This window comes from Streptomyces djakartensis, from assembly GCF_014651075.1.
Classification (GTDB): Bacteria; Actinomycetota; Actinomycetes; order Streptomycetales; family Streptomycetaceae; genus Streptomyces; species Streptomyces djakartensis.
Window position 1 is genome coordinate 273,203 of the sequence record NZ_BMWE01000009.1, and the last position, 14,995, is coordinate 288,197.

General features: G+C 70.5%; 9 protein-coding genes. 2 read left to right on the forward strand and 7 right to left on the reverse strand.

Annotated features, from left to right (window positions below):
- Nucleotides 1–23 precede the first annotated feature (23 nt).
- The gene (locus IE212_RS17890; protein WP_190198863.1) at nucleotides 24–2,903 is read right to left on the reverse strand and encodes a vitamin B12-dependent ribonucleotide reductase; all 2,880 of its coding nucleotides are present in this window, start codon (nucleotides 2,901–2,903) and stop codon (nucleotides 24–26) included.
- A 164-nt stretch (nucleotides 2,904–3,067) separates the two neighbouring features.
- The gene (gene nrdR, locus IE212_RS17895) at nucleotides 3,068–3,628 is read right to left on the reverse strand and encodes a transcriptional regulator NrdR (protein WP_190198864.1); all 561 of its coding nucleotides are present in this window, start codon (nucleotides 3,626–3,628) and stop codon (nucleotides 3,068–3,070) included.
- Between the two features lie 623 nt (nucleotides 3,629–4,251).
- Here nrdR and lexA point away from each other — a divergent pair.
- Entirely contained in the window at nucleotides 4,252–5,031 is a 780-nt protein-coding gene (gene lexA / locus IE212_RS17900; RefSeq protein ID WP_190198865.1) for a transcriptional repressor LexA, read from the forward strand.
- A 161-nt stretch (nucleotides 5,032–5,192) separates the two neighbouring features.
- Here the strand turns inward: lexA and IE212_RS17905 are convergent, their stop codons facing one another.
- The 4 genes from IE212_RS17905 to IE212_RS17920 all read right to left on the reverse strand — a co-directional run bounded on the left by IE212_RS17905 (nucleotide 5,193) and on the right by IE212_RS17920 (nucleotide 11,694).
- A complete protein-coding gene (locus tag IE212_RS17905; protein ID WP_190198866.1) occupies nucleotides 5,193–7,169 on the reverse strand; it encodes an ATP-dependent DNA helicase in 1,977 nt (658 codons plus the stop codon).
- A gap of 207 nt (nucleotides 7,170–7,376) precedes the next feature.
- Nucleotides 7,377–8,132: a GNAT family N-acetyltransferase gene (locus tag IE212_RS17910; protein ID WP_229864401.1), complete on the reverse strand. Its 756-nt coding sequence runs from the start codon at nucleotides 8,130–8,132 to the stop codon at nucleotides 7,377–7,379.
- Nucleotides 8,133–8,202: 70 nt separating this feature from the next.
- On the reverse strand, nucleotides 8,203–10,161 hold the full coding sequence (locus IE212_RS17915) for an IucA/IucC family protein (RefSeq protein WP_190198867.1): 1,959 nt from the start codon (nucleotides 10,159–10,161) through the stop codon (nucleotides 8,203–8,205).
- A gap of 162 nt (nucleotides 10,162–10,323) precedes the next feature.
- On the reverse strand, nucleotides 10,324–11,694 hold the full coding sequence (locus tag IE212_RS17920; protein WP_190198868.1) for an aminotransferase class III-fold pyridoxal phosphate-dependent enzyme: 1,371 nt from the start codon (nucleotides 11,692–11,694) through the stop codon (nucleotides 10,324–10,326).
- A gap of 335 nt (nucleotides 11,695–12,029) precedes the next feature.
- Between IE212_RS17920 and IE212_RS17925 the strand changes: the two genes are divergently transcribed.
- A complete protein-coding gene (locus IE212_RS17925; RefSeq protein WP_190198869.1) occupies nucleotides 12,030–13,253 on the forward strand; it encodes a trypsin-like serine peptidase in 1,224 nt (407 codons plus the stop codon).
- Nucleotides 13,254–13,351: 98 nt separating this feature from the next.
- Here IE212_RS17925 and hflX read toward each other — a convergent pair whose 3' ends face one another.
- Nucleotides 13,352–14,845 (reverse strand): GTPase HflX, encoded by a 1,494-nt coding sequence (gene hflX / locus IE212_RS17930; RefSeq protein WP_190198870.1) that lies wholly within the window; start codon nucleotides 14,843–14,845, stop codon nucleotides 13,352–13,354.
- Between the last annotated feature and the right edge of the window lie 150 nt (nucleotides 14,846–14,995).

The window sequence follows — 14,995 nt, forward strand, 5'->3', positions numbered from 1 at the left end:
GTCATCGGCTCAGGCGCCCGGCGTCAGCTGCAGCCGCTCGTCGAACCGCAGCCCTCGCAGATGTAGCAGGACCCGGCGCGCTGCATCTTCGTACCGCAGGAGAAGCACAGCGGTGCGTCGGCCTGGATGCCCAGCTGCATCTCGACCAGTTCGGCACTGGTGTGGGCCTGCTGCGGGGCGGGCTTGGCCGCCTCGTCGTCCTGAGGCCTGGTGAGGGCCTTCAGCTCCTGCGCCCGGGGGGCCGACTGGGCCAGGCCCTCGACGTCCACCTCGTCCTCGGACGGCTCGTACGAACCGGTCTCCAGGTGGCGCTGGCGCTCTTCGGCGGAGTGGATGCCGAGCGCGGAGCGCGTCTCGAAGGGCAGGAAGTCCAGCGCCAGGCGGCGGAAGATGTAGTCGACGATCGACTGCGCCATCCGCACGTCCGGGTCGTCCGTCATACCGGCCGGCTCGAAGCGCATGTTCGTGAACTTCGAGACGTACGTCTCCAGCGGCACGCCGTACTGGAGGCCGACGGAGACCGCGATGGAGAAGGCGTCCATCATGCCCGCGAGGGTCGAGCCCTGCTTGGACATCTTCAGGAAGACCTCGCCGAGACCGTCGTCCGGGTAGGAGTTGGCGGTCATGTAACCCTCGGCGCCGCCGACGGTGAAGGACGTGGTGATGCCGGGACGTCCCTTCGGCAGACGCTTGCGGACCGGGCGGTACTCGACCACCTTCTCGACCTTGGTCTCGACGACCGCGGGCTCCTCGGCCTTCTTCTCCTCCTTCTTCTTGGCGGAGAGCGGCTGGCCGACCTTGCAGTTGTCGCGGTAGATCGCGAGCGCCTTGACGCCCAGCTTCCAGGCCTCGAAGTAGATCTCCTCGACCTCCTCGACGGTCGCCGACTCCGGCATGTTGACCGTCTTGGAGATGGCGCCGGAGATCCACGGCTGGATCGCGGCCATCATGCGGACGTGACCCATCGGGGAGATGGCCCGCTCGCCCATGGCGCAGTCGAAGACCTCGTAGTGCTCGGGCTTGAGACCGGGGGCGTCGATCACGTTGCCGTGCTCGGCGATGTGGGCGACGATCGCCTCGATCTGCTCCTCGAGGTAGCCCAGGCGGCGCAGGGCCTGCGGGACCGTGCCGTTGACGATCTGCATCGAGCCGCCGCCGACCAGCTTCTTGAACTTCACCAGCGCGAGGTCGGGCTCGACACCGGTGGTGTCGCAGGACATCGCGAGGCCGATGGTGCCGGTCGGGGCGAGCACGGACGCCTGGGAGTTACGGAAACCGTTCTTCTCGCCGAGGCGCAGCACGTCCCCCCAGGCCTCGCTGGCGGCGGCCCACACCGGGGTGTCCAGGTCGTCCATGCGGACGGCCTTGTCGTTGGCGTCGAAGTGCTGCTTCATGACGCGCTTGTGCGCGTCGGCGTTGCGGGCGTAGCCGTCGTACGGGCCGACCACCGAGGCGAGTTCGGCGGAGCGGCGGTACGCCGTACCCGTCATCAGGGAGGTGATGGCGCCGGCGAGGGCGCGGCCGCCGTCGGAGTCGTAGGCGTGACCGGTGGCCATCAGCAGGGCGCCGAGGTTGGCGTAGCCGATGCCGAGCTGGCGGAACGCGCGCGTGTTCTCGCCGATCTTCTGGGTCGGGAAGTCGGCGAAGCAGATCGAGATGTCCATCGCGGTGATGACCAGCTCGACGATCTTCTGGAAGCGCTCGGCCTCGAAGGACTGGTTACCCTTGCCGTCGTCCTTGAGGAACTTCATCAGGTTCAGCGAGGCCAGGTTGCAGGACGTGTTGTCCAGGTGCATGTACTCGCTGCACGGGTTCGACGCGGTGATCCGGCCGGACTCGGGGCAGGTGTGCCAGCCGTTGATGGTGTCGTCGTACTGGATGCCGGGGTCGGCACAGGCCCAGGCGGCCTCGGCGATCTTGCGGAAGAGCGCCTTGGCGTCGACCTCCTCGATGACCTCGCCGGTCATCCGGCCGCGCAGCCCGAACCGACCGCCCTGCTCGACCGCCTTCATGAACTCGTCGTTCACACGGACCGAGTTGTTGGCGTTCTGGTACTGGACGGACGTGATGTCGTCGCCGCCCAGGTCCATGTCGAAGCCCGCGTCGCGCAGGACGCGGATCTTCTCCTCTTCCTTGACCTTGGTCTCGATGAAGTCCTCGATGTCCGGGTGGTCCACGTCGAGGACGACCATCTTGGCGGCGCGGCGGGTGGCGCCACCGGACTTGATGGTGCCGGCGGAGGCGTCGGCGCCGCGCATGAAGGAGACCGGACCGGAGGCGTTGCCGCCGGAGGACAGCAGTTCCTTGGAGGAGCGGATCCGGGAGAGGTTCAGGCCGGCTCCGGAGCCGCCCTTGAAGATCATGCCCTCTTCCTTGTACCAGTCGAGGATCGACTCCATGGAGTCGTCGACGGACAGGATGAAGCAGGCGGAGACCTGCTGGGGCTGCTTGGTGCCGACGTTGAACCAGACGGGGCTGTTGAAGCTGAAGATCTGGTGCAGGAGGGCGTACGCCAGCTCGTGCTCGAAGATCTCGGCGTCGGCGGGCGAGGCGAAGTACTTGTGGTCCTCGCCGGCCTTCCGGTACGTCTTCACGATGCGGTCGATCAGCTGCTTGAGGCTGGTCTCGCGCTGCGGGGTGCCGACGGCACCGCGGAAGTACTTGCTGGTGACGATGTTGACCGCGTTCACCGACCAGAAGTCGGGGAACTCGACGCCGCGCTGCTCGAAGTTGACCGAGCCGTCGCGCCAGTTGGTCATGACGACGTCACGGCTCTCCCACGCCACCTCGTCGTAGGGGTGGACCCCAGGAGTGGTGTGGATGCGCTCGATACGCAGGCCCTTGCTCGCCTTGGTGCCCTTGGCGCGGGAACTCCGTGCCGGACCGCTCGCCGTCTCTGTCATGCCGCCTCCCTGTACGGGCGAAAACGCCCTGAAGTGCCCCGTTTGTTCCCGTGGCACGGTGTTCTGTCTGGTGTTGCGGGCATCCACTCACCACCCGCAACAGGTCTTCATGCCGCCGCCGCCCGGCCGGGCCCGGAGCTGCCTTCCGGGGCCCGGCCCGCCGGTCAGTCGGCGGCGCCGGCGGGCTCGGGGACCTGCGTGGTCCCTCCGGGCCCGTCATCGTCTTCCTGGCTCCCCGCCGCCGCGCCCTCACGGTCGCCGTCGTCCATTCCGGGGCGCCCCGTCCCTTCCCTCAGCTCCGTGATGGCCGCCTCGAAGTCCTCGAGCGAGTCGAACGCCCGGTAGACGGAGGCGAATCGCAGGTAGGCGACGAGATCGAGCTCCTGCAGCGGGCCGAGTATGGCCAGCCCCACGTCGTGCGTGGTCAGCTCGGCGCTTCCGGTGGCCCGCACCGCCTCCTCGACCCGCTGGCCGAGCTGGGCCAGCGCGTCCTCGGTGACGGGCCGCCCCTGGCACGCCTTGCGCACCCCGTTGATGATCTTGGTGCGACTGAAGGGTTCGGTGACTCCGGACCGCTTGACCACCATGAGCGAACACGTCTCCACGGTCGTGAAACGACGGGAGCAGTCCGGACACTGGCGGCGCCTGCGGATCGACGTGCCGTCGTCCGTCGTACGGCTGTCGACGACGCGGCTGTCGGGGTGCCTGCAGAAGGGGCAGTGCATGAACTCCCAACCCTCCTCACAGCAGACTCAATAGCCTCGCGGGGCCTCTTTCGCCCCACGAAGCAGCCCCCAGCATAGGTGATGACCATGAGTGCCGAGACCCGGGGGACCACAACTTGTGGGCTGCTGTAGCAATCCAACCACTAGATGTGGGGATTGGCTCATACATCCACGCCGTACGCGCGCGCGTCGCGCACTCCCGCGCAGGTGGGACGCGATCGGCGCGGGCGGACCGGCCTCGGGCGCCCGCGGCCGCACCCCCGCTCCCACCGGGCCGACCCGCCGGCCGGATTCATCGACGCGCGGTCGTATGACCCGGGCGCATGCGGAGATACCGTGGGCGCCGCGAGGAGGGGGCGTGGGACTCCCGCACAGATGAGGGCGGATCCCGAGGCGGGGGAATGCCGGATGGCAGACTGGGGCAACAGTCCACCAGGTGATCACCCCGGCGGTGAAGAGTACAGCAATGAACCCTTTTGCCTGCCAGGTGGCACGGCTGCCAATACACCCGGGCGCATGACCGCGTCCGGCGATTCGCGGTTTTTCACTCGAACGTGTGTTTGGCGCAACCTTTCGAAAGCAACTACCGTTGTCCAGCAGGGAGACCATCGAGAGGGGCCGACGTGACCACCACCGCAGACAGTGCCACCATCACTGCCCAGGAGCGCTCACAGGGCCGACTGGAGCCGGTGCACGCGATGAACGAAGCCACGACCCCAGAGGGGCACAAGCGCTCCCTGCCGGGCCGACCTCCCGGCATCCGGGCGGACAGCTCGGGACTCACCGACCGCCAGCGCCGCGTGATCGAAGTGATCAGGGACTCGGTGCAGCGGCGCGGCTACCCGCCGTCGATGCGGGAGATCGGCCAGGCCGTCGGCCTCTCCAGCACCTCCTCCGTCGCACACCAGCTGATGGCGCTGGAGCGCAAGGGCTTCCTGCGCCGCGACCCGCACCGCCCGCGCGCGTACGAGGTGCGCGGTTCCGACCAGGCCGCCTCCGTGCAGCCCACGGACACCGCCGGCAAGCCGGCCGCGTCGTACGTTCCGCTGGTCGGCCGCATCGCCGCCGGTGGCCCGATCCTCGCCGAGGAATCCGTCGAGGACGTCTTTCCTCTGCCCCGCCAGCTCGTCGGCGACGGTGAGCTGTTCGTCCTCAAGGTCGTCGGTGACTCGATGATCGAGGCCGCGATCTGCGACGGCGACTGGGTAACGGTCCGCCGCCAGCCGGTCGCCGAGAACGGCGACATCGTGGCCGCCATGCTCGACGGCGAAGCCACCGTCAAGCGCTTCAAGCGCGAGGACGGCCATGTCTGGCTCCTGCCGCACAACGCGGCCTACGAGCCGATTCCGGGCGACGACGCGACCATCCTCGGCAAGGTGGTGGCCGTGCTGCGCCGCGTCTGACAGCACGCGCCGCGTCAGGTGGGCCCCTCGGCCCACCCCCCTGACCGGGCCCCGGGACCCCTGCGCCGGTTCCGGGGCCCTGCGCTGTCCGGGCCCGGCACGGGCACGGCCGGTGAGAGAGGGGCCGCCTGCGTCCGACTCGCCGCAGACCACCCCGGGACTCACTCGGCTTCCGCCTGCCGCGCCATCGCGTCGATCGCCGCCAGCGACTTCCGCACCTGATTACGGTCCGTCGTGTACCAGAAGTCGGGCAGCGACGCCTGCAGAAAGCTCCCGTACCGGGCGGTCGCCAGACGCTGGTCCAGGACGGCGACGACACCGCGGTCGCCCGAGGCCCGCACGAGACGGCCGGCGCCCTGGGCCATGAGGAGGGCGGCGTGAGTGGCGGCGACCGCCATGAAGCCGTTGCCGCCCGCCTCCTCCACGGCCTTCTGCCGGGCACTCATCAGAGGATCGTCCGGCCGCGGGAACGGGATCTTGTCCATGACCACCAGCTGGCAGCTCGGTCCGGGGACGTCCACTCCCTGCCACAGCGACAGTGTGCCGAAGAGGCAGGTCCTGGGATCGGCCGCGAAGTTCTTGATGAGCTCGCCGAGGGTCTCCTCCCCCTGGAGGAGGATCGGGTACTCCGGGATCCGGGACCGCAGCTCCTCCGCCGCGACCTGGGCACCCCGCATGGAGGAGAACAGGCCCAGGGTGCGCCCGCCCGCCGCCTGGATCAGCTCCGTGAGTTCGTCGAGCATGTCCGCGCGGTCGCCGTCCCGCGCGGGGCGCGCGAGGTGCCTGGCGACGTAGAGGATGCCTTGCTTGCGGTAGTCGAACGGCGAGCCGACGTCGATGCCCTTCCACTGCGGGAGGTCGTCGCCCTCGGAGCCCTCGGGGGCGAGCCCGAGGGAGGCTCCGACGCCGTTGAAGTCGCCGCCCAGTTTCAGCGTCGCGGACGTCAACACCACCGAGCGGTCCGCGAAGAGTTTCTCCCGCAGCAGCCCCGAGACCGACATGGGGGCCACGCGAAGGGAAGCCCCGAAGCGGTCATGACGCTCGTACCAGACCACGTCCCATTCGGAGCCGTTCGTGATCCGCTCCGCCACATCGTGCACGTTCTCCACGGAGGCCAGGGCCTGCTTGCGGACGGCGTCCTCGTCCTGGACGGACTTGTCGCGGGTCGCGCCGATCGCGGAGATGACCGTACGGCACGCGTCGCGCAGCGCCATGAGCGCATAGCCGAGGTCCTCGGGGATCTCCTCAAGGCGCCCCGGCAGTGCCAGCTCCATCAGTCGCTCGAAACCCTCGGCCGCGGTCTGGAGCTGGTCCGCGGCCTTCTCGTTGACGAGTTTCGCGGCACGGCGCACCGCGCGGTTGACCTGGCCGGGAGTGAGCTCGCCGGTGGCGACTCCGGTGACCCGGGAGACCAGTTCGTGCGCCTCGTCGACGATGAGCACCTCGTGCTGCGGGAGGACCGGGGCGCCCTCGATGGCGTCGATCGCGAGCAGCGCGTGGTTGGTGACGACGACGTCGGACAGCTTGGCACGCTCACGGGCCATCTCGGCGAAGCACTCGGCCCCGTAGGCACACTTCGAGGCGCCGAGGCACTCCCTCGACGACACGGACACCTGGGCCCAGGCCCGGTCCGAGATGCCGGGTGTGAGGTCGTCACGGTCGCCGGTCTCGGTCTCGTCGGCCCAGTCACGCACCCGCAGCAGGTCCTGGCCCAGTCTGCTGGTGGGGGCGGCTGCCTCGAACTGGTCGAAGAGGCCCTCCTCCTCGTCCTGCGGAACTCCCTCGTGCAGTCTGTGCAGGCACAGGTAGTTCGACCGGCCCTTCAGCATCGCGAACTCCGGGCGGCGGCGCAGCAGCGGGTGCAGCGACTCGACCGTTCTCGGCAGGTCGCGCTCCACCAGCTGGCGCTGCAGGGCCAGGGTGGCGGTCGCGACGACCACCCGCTCCCCGTGCGCGAGCGCGGGCACCAGGTAGCCCAGTGACTTGCCGGTTCCGGTGCCGGCCTGGACCAGCAGATGGGAGCCGTCGTCGATCGCCTCCGCGACGGCTTCGGCCATGGCCACCTGACCGGGGCGCTCCGTACCGCCGACGGCAGTGACGGCGGCATGCAGGAGTTCGGGGAGTGAGGGCTTCGTCATAGCGCGACCACCCTACGACCCAGCACTGACAATCGGGTGATCAAGGCGGGGACAGTGGGCGGGATCAAGGCCTGGGCTCCTCGGAGGTGAGGGGGTACGCGGGACGGCCGAGCGGGGAACCGGGCGGCCTCTCGAGAATCCGTGACGTGAACGGGAACTGCCGCGGCACAGTCCGCGTTCAATGAGTGACGGGGCGGTGACGCAGGGCTACAACAGGTGCCGGAGGGACCGGTCTCGGACCATGAGGGCGGCGCGCTTGGCGGGCAGGTCGACCTCGCAGGAGAACCTGAAGCCCGCGGTCAGGAAGGCAGCGATGGAGGGGGTGTTGCGAATGTCGGGTTCAGCGATGACCCGGGCGCAGGAGGGGCGCCGCGCGAGAACGAGATCGGCCACGGCCCTGAGCAGCAGGCCGCCGAGACCACGCCCTCGGTCGGCGACCGCGCCGACGAGAAGGTGCAGCCCCGTGTCGTGAGGCCGGGCCGGGTAGTGGCGGGCCAGCGGGTCCAGGTCCGCCCGGTAGACCTCCCAGTAGCTCATCGGCGTTCCGTCCAGCACGCCGATGCACGGAACACTGCGTCCGTCGCCGGAGATCTGGGCGCGCATATGGTCCTCCGCCACGTTGGGAGGCCCGGACAGCTCCCAGAACACCTCGGCGGCGGGGTCGTTCATCCAGCGGCTGACGAGCGGCAGGTCGCGTTCGATCCGAACGGGGACGAGGTGGAAGACGCCCGCGGATGTGTCGATGGGGCCCCAGTCGCCGAGGCGGTCGAGGAGGGCGTCCTGGGCTTCGGCCCTCTCGTGGCCCGGCTTGCGCGCCCTGTCGCTGCCGGGCTCCTCCTCCGCGACGAAGGCGAGGAGTTCGTCCGGCAGCCGCAGCTCCATGGTGTCCTCGCCGTGCCCGCCCGCATCGGAGGTGACGGGGACGGCGGAACCGGTACTGGCGGTCGGGTCGGCGGGAGGCACCAAACGCTCCTCTCAGGAAGGGGAGTGGGGCGGATCCTCAGGGGGAGGAAAGGAGACCGGCTGTGAGTGATCAGGGGTGCAGGGGGTTGGCGATGGTGACATAGACGGACTGGGTGTCGACCGGGCCGACGAGCTCGTCCAGGCCGTGCAGCCGGGTCAGCAGGTTGGCCTTGCAGCGCAGGACGGGTGAGTCGAGCAGGAGGGCGGGCAGCGGAGTGCGCAGCCTGGCCGGGCCGGAGGCGACGCCACCGAGGAACCGGCGGAAAGCGGCGAGCAGAAGCCGCTCGTCGGCCAGTCGCTGAGAGCCGAACGCGCCGATGAGGCCGAGCACGTTGTTGACCCCCAGGTAGTAGGCGAACCGCTCATCGGTGACCTCGTCCCGGACGAAGGTGTCGCTCTGCTTCCCGACGCCGGGCAACCTGGCGTCGATGTCGGCACGCCGGGACTCGCGGAAGTAGTAGCCCTGGTTGTCGCGGTAGCGCCCGCCCGCGGGCCAGCCGTCGGTATCCAGCAGGAGCAGGGTGTTCTGCTGGTGCGCCTCCAGGGCGATGCCGGCCTCACCGTCCAGCCACAGGATGGGACGCACGACGTGCTCGAGGTAGCGCAGGAACCACTCGACGGCCACGGCTCCGCGGGCCCGCCCGGTCCGGCGGGCGAGTCGGGTGACGACTTCGGCCAGCCGGGAGCGCGGGGCCGGGTCGTATGTCCCGGGGCGATTCGGAACGGCTCCGGGGCGGACCTGGGAGCAGGGGCGCGGCGAGACGAGCCCGGCGACACAGAGGACTTCGTCCGAGGGGCTGAACGGGTTGTGGCGGATCACCACGTTCAGTCCGGCCGACGGGGCGCCGTCGGAATCGTCCACGGCGAGCCAGGCCGGGTCGCGCACGATGTCGAAGCCCGGATGGGCGGCCCGCCACTGCTCGGCGAGTCCGCTGCGGAGCAGGCGGTGGACCTCGACGCCGCGGTGCAGTTCCTTGCGGAGGTTTTCACGACGGGAGTTGGTGATGCGCAGGGCCAGCGACAGCTTGAGCATCGCGGGGGCGCCGGTCCGGTAGACGGTTCGTACGGAGGAGGTGGGGTGCCAGGGAGTGCCGTGGGTGCCGAGGTCACGGAGCAGTCCGCTGTTCAGCAGGGCAGCGGTCTTCGGACGGTGCCGGACTTCACGTGCCTGCCAGGGGTGCAGGGGCAGGAGGACGTACCCGTCCGGCAGCGGCAGACCGGGGCCGGCCAGGCGGGCGGTGAGGCGGGCCGCTGCGACAGGGCGGCCGCGTTCGGTCCAGGCGGAGTCGGTGGCGAGGACGGAGGGGGCGACAGCCATCCAGTGCAGAGGGAAGGAGCCGCGCAACTCGGGCGAGTACAGGGGTGCTTCGGACTCGGAGAGGCCCTCGCGGCTTTTCGGGGTCGGGTGCAGGGGGTGGCCGAGGACGAGTGCCTGTTCCGCGGCCAGGAAGAGGTCGGGGTTGTCGACGGGGTGTTCCCGGCGGTGGCGGACGAAGGCGGCGACGCGGCGGAGGGAGTCGGCGACACCCGCCGGCAGCACGACGTCATCGTCGCAAGCGCCGCCGTGGCCGCAGGCGTCTGTGGAAGCCTCCCTGGAGAGCAGGGCGGCGACGGTGACGGCGTCCGCCGGAGGGGCGTGATCGGGCGCGTCGGCCAGACGGGGCCGGCCGAAGCGGTGCCAGCCCGTGGGGGACCAGTAGCGGACCGGCACGAGCAGAGCCGTGCCGCTGGCGGGAAGGGGGATGCGGAGGATGCCGTCGCGGGGCGCGGGCCGGCTGGTCTCGCGGACCCAGCAGCGCAGCAGGTTCTCCACGGCTGCCGCCTGGGCGGCGGTGTGCGGGTCGGGATGGCCCAGGGGGTCGGCGGTGGGGCTGTGGTCCCACACCCGGTCGAGCCGTGTCCCGACGGGCCGCGTCCCAGGCCACTGCCGCGGAACCGCCGGGTTCGCCGATGCCGCCACGGCCGGGAAGCCGGTGCGGCTTCGTCCAGGCGTCGCGGTGTGATCGTCGGGCTCGGGGGTGGCGTTCAAGACAGGTACCTCGTGGGGTGGTTCCGGGTGGTGCGCGCGGAGCCTGCGGGTCGAGGGGCGCTACTCGGATTGCTCGGTGGCGCCTGGGTCGCGGTACGGCCGCTCAAGGCGTGGGTGGCCTCTTGTGGTGTCGGGCATCATGACGCTCACGATTGCGGGCGCCTACGGCCCATGGCAGCGAGCCACTTCCACGACGGCATCCGCCAGGCGCTCCAGGACTGCGGCCGCCTGCTCGTCGGTGATCGTCAGGGGCGGCAGCAGCCGTACGACGCTCGTGTGGCGGCCGCCGAGTCCGACGATGAGGCCCCGTCGCAGGCACTCCCGCCGGACCGCGGCCGCCAGTTCGGACGCGGCGGGCAGAAGCCGGCGCGAGGTGTCCGGCATCGTCGGCGCCCCCGTGCCGTCCCCGGCCGGGGAATCATCCGAATCCCACTGCTCCGGATTCACCAGCTCCAGCCCGATCATCAGCCCTCTCCCCCACACCTGACCGACGCACGCGGACTCCCCCGCGAGCCCCTGAAGCCGACTCAGCATCCATGCCCCGAGATCCGCGGCGCGCTCGGCGAGGTCGTTCTCCCGGACGTGGGCGAGGGTCGCCGTGCCGGCGGCCATGGCGAGCTGGTTGCCCGGGAATGTGCCGGCGTGGCCGCCGGGGTCCCACACGTCGAGGTCGTCGCGGTACACCACGACCGACAGTGGCAGGCTGCCGCCGATGGCCTTGGAAAGGACCATCACATCGGGGGTCACCTGGCTGTGCTGGACCGCCCAGAAGGCGCCGGTCCGGCCGACACCGGTCCGGGTCTCGTCGGCGATCAGCGGGACGGACCGGTCGGCGGAGAGCTGCCGCAGGCGCCGCAGCCAGACGTCGGGCTCGGGGGCCGCGCCGCTGGCGCCCGGGACGGGCTCGACGATCACCGCGGCAGGGAGTGGCACGTCCGGCTCGGTGCCGTCGAGGAGGGAAGCGGCCCAGCGAGCGGGGAGGTCGGCGCCTGCCTCGTCCGCGACGCCGAACGTACAGCGCCCGTGCGCCTCGAGCGGCGCGTGGGCCCCTTGGTCACCGGCGCCGGTGAACGCGAGGAGGCCGGTCCGTCCGGTAGCCGCGCGTGCGAGCCGGCAGGCGGTTTCGAGGGCGTCGGTGTCGGCCGGTCCGCAGAACCGTACCCGGGCGCGGTCGGCGAGTCCGGGAGGCAGGGTGCGGAACAGTTCGGTGACGAAGGCGTCCTTGAGGGGGGTGGCGAGGTCGAGAGCGTTCAGGGGAGCGCCGGAGTCGAGGACCTTGCGGATGGCTTCGAGGACGACCGGGTGGTTGTGCCCGAGCGCGAGAGTGCCGTCGCCCGAGAGGCAGTCCAGGTAGCGGCGGCCGTCCGCGCCCTCGATGGTCAGCCCGCGGGCCCGCACCGGCACGATCGGCAGGGCGCGGGCGTACGTGCGGGCCGCGGACTCGCGTGCGGACTGGCGACGGAGGATCCCCTCGTGCGCGGCGCGGGCGCCGGGTGCCGTGTCGCCGTCGTGGGCAAGGGCGTTCACCGGCATACGCCCAGCGGCCTCCTCGGCAGTGCGTCCCCCGGGGGTCGGTTCCGCCACGACTTCTCTGACCTCCCACTGGGCACGGGCACAGAGGACCGCCCGCGGACAGCAGGCCCCTCACCGCTACCAACCCCGGGCCGCCCGCCGGGTTACGGGTTGCCTCAAGATCCTTGCCGTGACGGAACTGTTGCGGTCTCGTCGGGCCTCCCCCACAGCCACTGCATAGTGTGTGGTGCCGTTCCCGGGCGGTGCGGTCGGCCTGAAGTGCCCGTGAGTCAGCGGAAGGTGCGACCGCGACGCCGGTCCGTTCACGTTCGTTCCACATCTGGGGGAGTCAGATCATGCGATCCATACGGCCGTCGTCCGCCATCAGCCGCGTGGGGAGGGCGCGCCGCAGGAACTTCCCCGTCCTGGCCGCCGTGGCTCTCGCCTCGGCGCTCGCGCTGACCGCCACCGCCTGCGAGCCGGGCGACGCCGCGGCGGGTGGTGAGGCCTCCGCGTCCTCGAGCACCTCCGACGGCAAGCTGAGGATCCCGGACGACATCCGCGACCGGCTTCGCGAGCACGGCATCGACGTCGACAAGTGGAGGAACGGCGCCTGGAAGAACTGGGACCGGGACGACTGGCTGCGCGAGGCCAACGAGTACATCAACCCGATCATCGAGGGGCTCTGGAACCCGGACCGCATGAGGGAGGCCGAGGAGCCCGGCCAGAGCGTCGTCGACGACAGCGACCTCTCCGGTGACCAGGGCGTGACCGATCCCACACCCGAGCCGGTCGACGCGCGGGCGGTGCCGCCGTCGTACCACGCCAGCGTTCCCACGGCCGGGAAGGTCTTCTTCGACTCGCCCAAGGGTTCGGCCGTCTGCTCTGCGACCGTGGTGAAGGACCCGGCTCACCCGGGCAAGTCCAACCTGGTCTGGACGGCGGGCCACTGCGTGCACGCGGGGAAGAAGGGCGGCTGGTACCGCAACATCGCGTTCGTTCCGTCGTACAACGACGACGGCAGGCCGGTCGCCGAACTGGAGAACGCCACCCGGGAGGACGTCGCTCCGTACGGTGTCTGGTGGGGTGACTGGGCGCAGACGTCGGACCAGTGGATCGAACAGGGCGGTTCGACGGGCGGGGACGGCGCGCCGTACGACTTCGCGGTCATCCACGTGACGCCGGAGAAGGGCAGCGGCGGCAGGTCGCTGGAGGAGACGGTCGGGTCGGCGCTGCCGGTCGAGTTCAACGCTCCCGCCGTACCGAAGGTGAAGAGCCTGACCGCGATCGGTTACCCGGCCGCGCCGCCGTACGACGGGCAGAAGCTGTACCGGTGCCAGGACCGGCCGGTCCGGCTGTCGCTGGCCGCGTCGGAGCCGACGATGTACCGCATCGGCTGCACCATGACCGGCGGTTCCTCCGGCGGCGGCTGGGTCACGGCCGGCTCGGACGGCCGGCCGGCGCTGGTGTCCAACACGTCGATCGGCCCGGTGAAGTCGGGCTGGCTGGCCGGGCCGCGGCTGGGCGACGTGGCCGAGGGCGTCTACGACTCGGTCAGCGAGAAGTTCACGGGGCGCTGAGGTCCCCTTGACGCACTTGGCGCCCAGTCCCGAGTGCTGCGCATGAAGCTCGAGGCCCGCCCCGATCAAATCGAAGGGCGGGCCTCTTCAGCGTCCGGTCAGGCCAGCTGCGCCGGAACGTACGGGGCGAGTTCCGCCGCCAGTTCCTCGTGCACCCGCACCTTGAGCAGGGTGCCCTCCGGAGTGTGCTCCTCGGAGATCACCTCACCCTCGTCGTGCGCACGGGCGACCAGCTTGCCGTGCGTGTACGGCACGAGCGCCTCGACCTCGACCGACGGGCGCGGCAGCTCGTTGTCGATGAGCGCGAGCAGCTGCTCGATGCCCCGTCCGGTACGCGCCGAGACGGCGATGGAACGCTTCTCGACCCGCAGCAGCCGCTGCAGCGTCAGCGGGTCGGCCGCGTCCGCCTTGTTGATCACGACGATCTCGGGTACGTCCGTGGCGCCGACGTCCCGGACCACCTCGCGCACGGCGGCCAGCTGCTCCTCCGGGTTCGGGTGCGATCCGTCCACCACGTGCAGGATCAGGTCGGACTCGCCGACCTCCTCCATCGTGGAGCGGAACGCCTCGACCAGGTGGTGGGGCAGATGGCGCACAAAGCCGACCGTGTCGGCCAGCGTGTACAGCCGTCCGCTCGGGGTCTCGGCCCGGCGCACGGTCGGGTCGAGGGTCGCGAACAGGGCGTTCTCCACCAGCACGCCCGCGCCCGTGAGACGGTTGAGCAACGAGGACTTTCCGGCGTTGGTGTAACCCGCGATGGCGACGGAGGGCACCTTGTGGCGCTTGCGCTCCTGGCGCTTGATCTCGCGGCCGGTCTTCATCTCCGCGATCTCCCGGCGCATCTTCGCCATCTTCTCGCGGATCCGCCGCCGGTCCGTCTCGATCTTGGTCTCACCGGGACCTCGGGTGGCGAGGCCGCCGCCCTTGCCGCCGCCCATCTGCCGGGACAGCGACTGGCCCCAGCCTCGCAGCCTCGGCAGCATGTACTGCATCTGGGCGAGCGCGACCTGCGCCTTGCCCTCCCGGGACTTGGCGTGCTGGGCGAAGATGTCCAGGATCAGGGCCGTACGGTCGATGACCTTGACCTTGACGACGTCCTCGAGGTGGATCAGCTGGCCCGGGCTGAGCTCACCATCGCAGATCACGGTGTCCGCGCCCGTCTCCAGGACGACGTCCCGCAGCTCCTCGGCCTTGCCGGAGCCGATGTACGTGGCCGCGTCGGGCTTGTCGCGGCGCTGGATGACACCGTCGAGCACCAGCGCGCCCGCCGTCTCCGCGAGGGCGGCGAGCTCCGCGAGGGAGTTCTCGGCGTCCTGCACGGTTCCCGAGGTCCAGACACCGACGAGGACGACCCGCTCCAGACGGAGCTGGCGGTACTCGACCTCGGTGACGTCCTCGAGCTCGGTGGAGAGGCCCGCCACCCGGCGCAGGGCCGCGCGGTCGGAGCGGTCGAACTGGTCGCCGTCCCGCTCTCCGTCGATCTCGTGGCTCCAGGCGACGTCCTCTTCCATCAGGGCATCGGCCCGAAGACCCTCGGGGTGGCTGTGCGCGAAGCGCTTGGTGTCCTGGGAAGGGGAAGAAGAGGAGGTCATTGGATCCTTACGTAGCTGGGAAACCGTTTACGGCGACGGAGCGCCGCTCCGAAGGAGCCGGAGCTGATCCGTCAGTGTCCACAACGCATGAGCACTCCGGGAGATTCCCGGTGCTCCGTGCCGTGCCGACAGGTCGATGGTCGCACGGCA

What these genes read in the sequence shown, in the direction of transcription:
- IE212_RS17890 (WP_190198863.1), bottom strand. Translation starts at nt 2,903, where the DNA reads ATGACAGAGACGGCGAGCGGTCCGGCACGGAGTTCCCGCGCCAAGGGC.
- nrdR (WP_190198864.1), bottom strand. Translation starts at nt 3,628, where the DNA reads ATGCACTGCCCCTTCTGCAGGCACCCCGACAGCCGCGTCGTCGACAGC.
- IE212_RS17905 (WP_190198866.1), bottom strand. Translation starts at nt 7,169, where the DNA reads ATGACGAAGCCCTCACTCCCCGAACTCCTGCATGCCGCCGTCACTGCC.
- IE212_RS17920 (WP_190198868.1), bottom strand. Translation starts at nt 11,694, where the DNA reads ATGCCGGTGAACGCCCTTGCCCACGACGGCGACACGGCACCCGGCGCC.
- IE212_RS17925 (WP_190198869.1), top strand. Translation starts at nt 12,030, where the DNA reads ATGCGATCCATACGGCCGTCGTCCGCCATCAGCCGCGTGGGGAGGGCG.
- hflX (WP_190198870.1), bottom strand. Translation starts at nt 14,845, where the DNA reads ATGACCTCCTCTTCTTCCCCTTCCCAGGACACCAAGCGCTTCGCGCAC.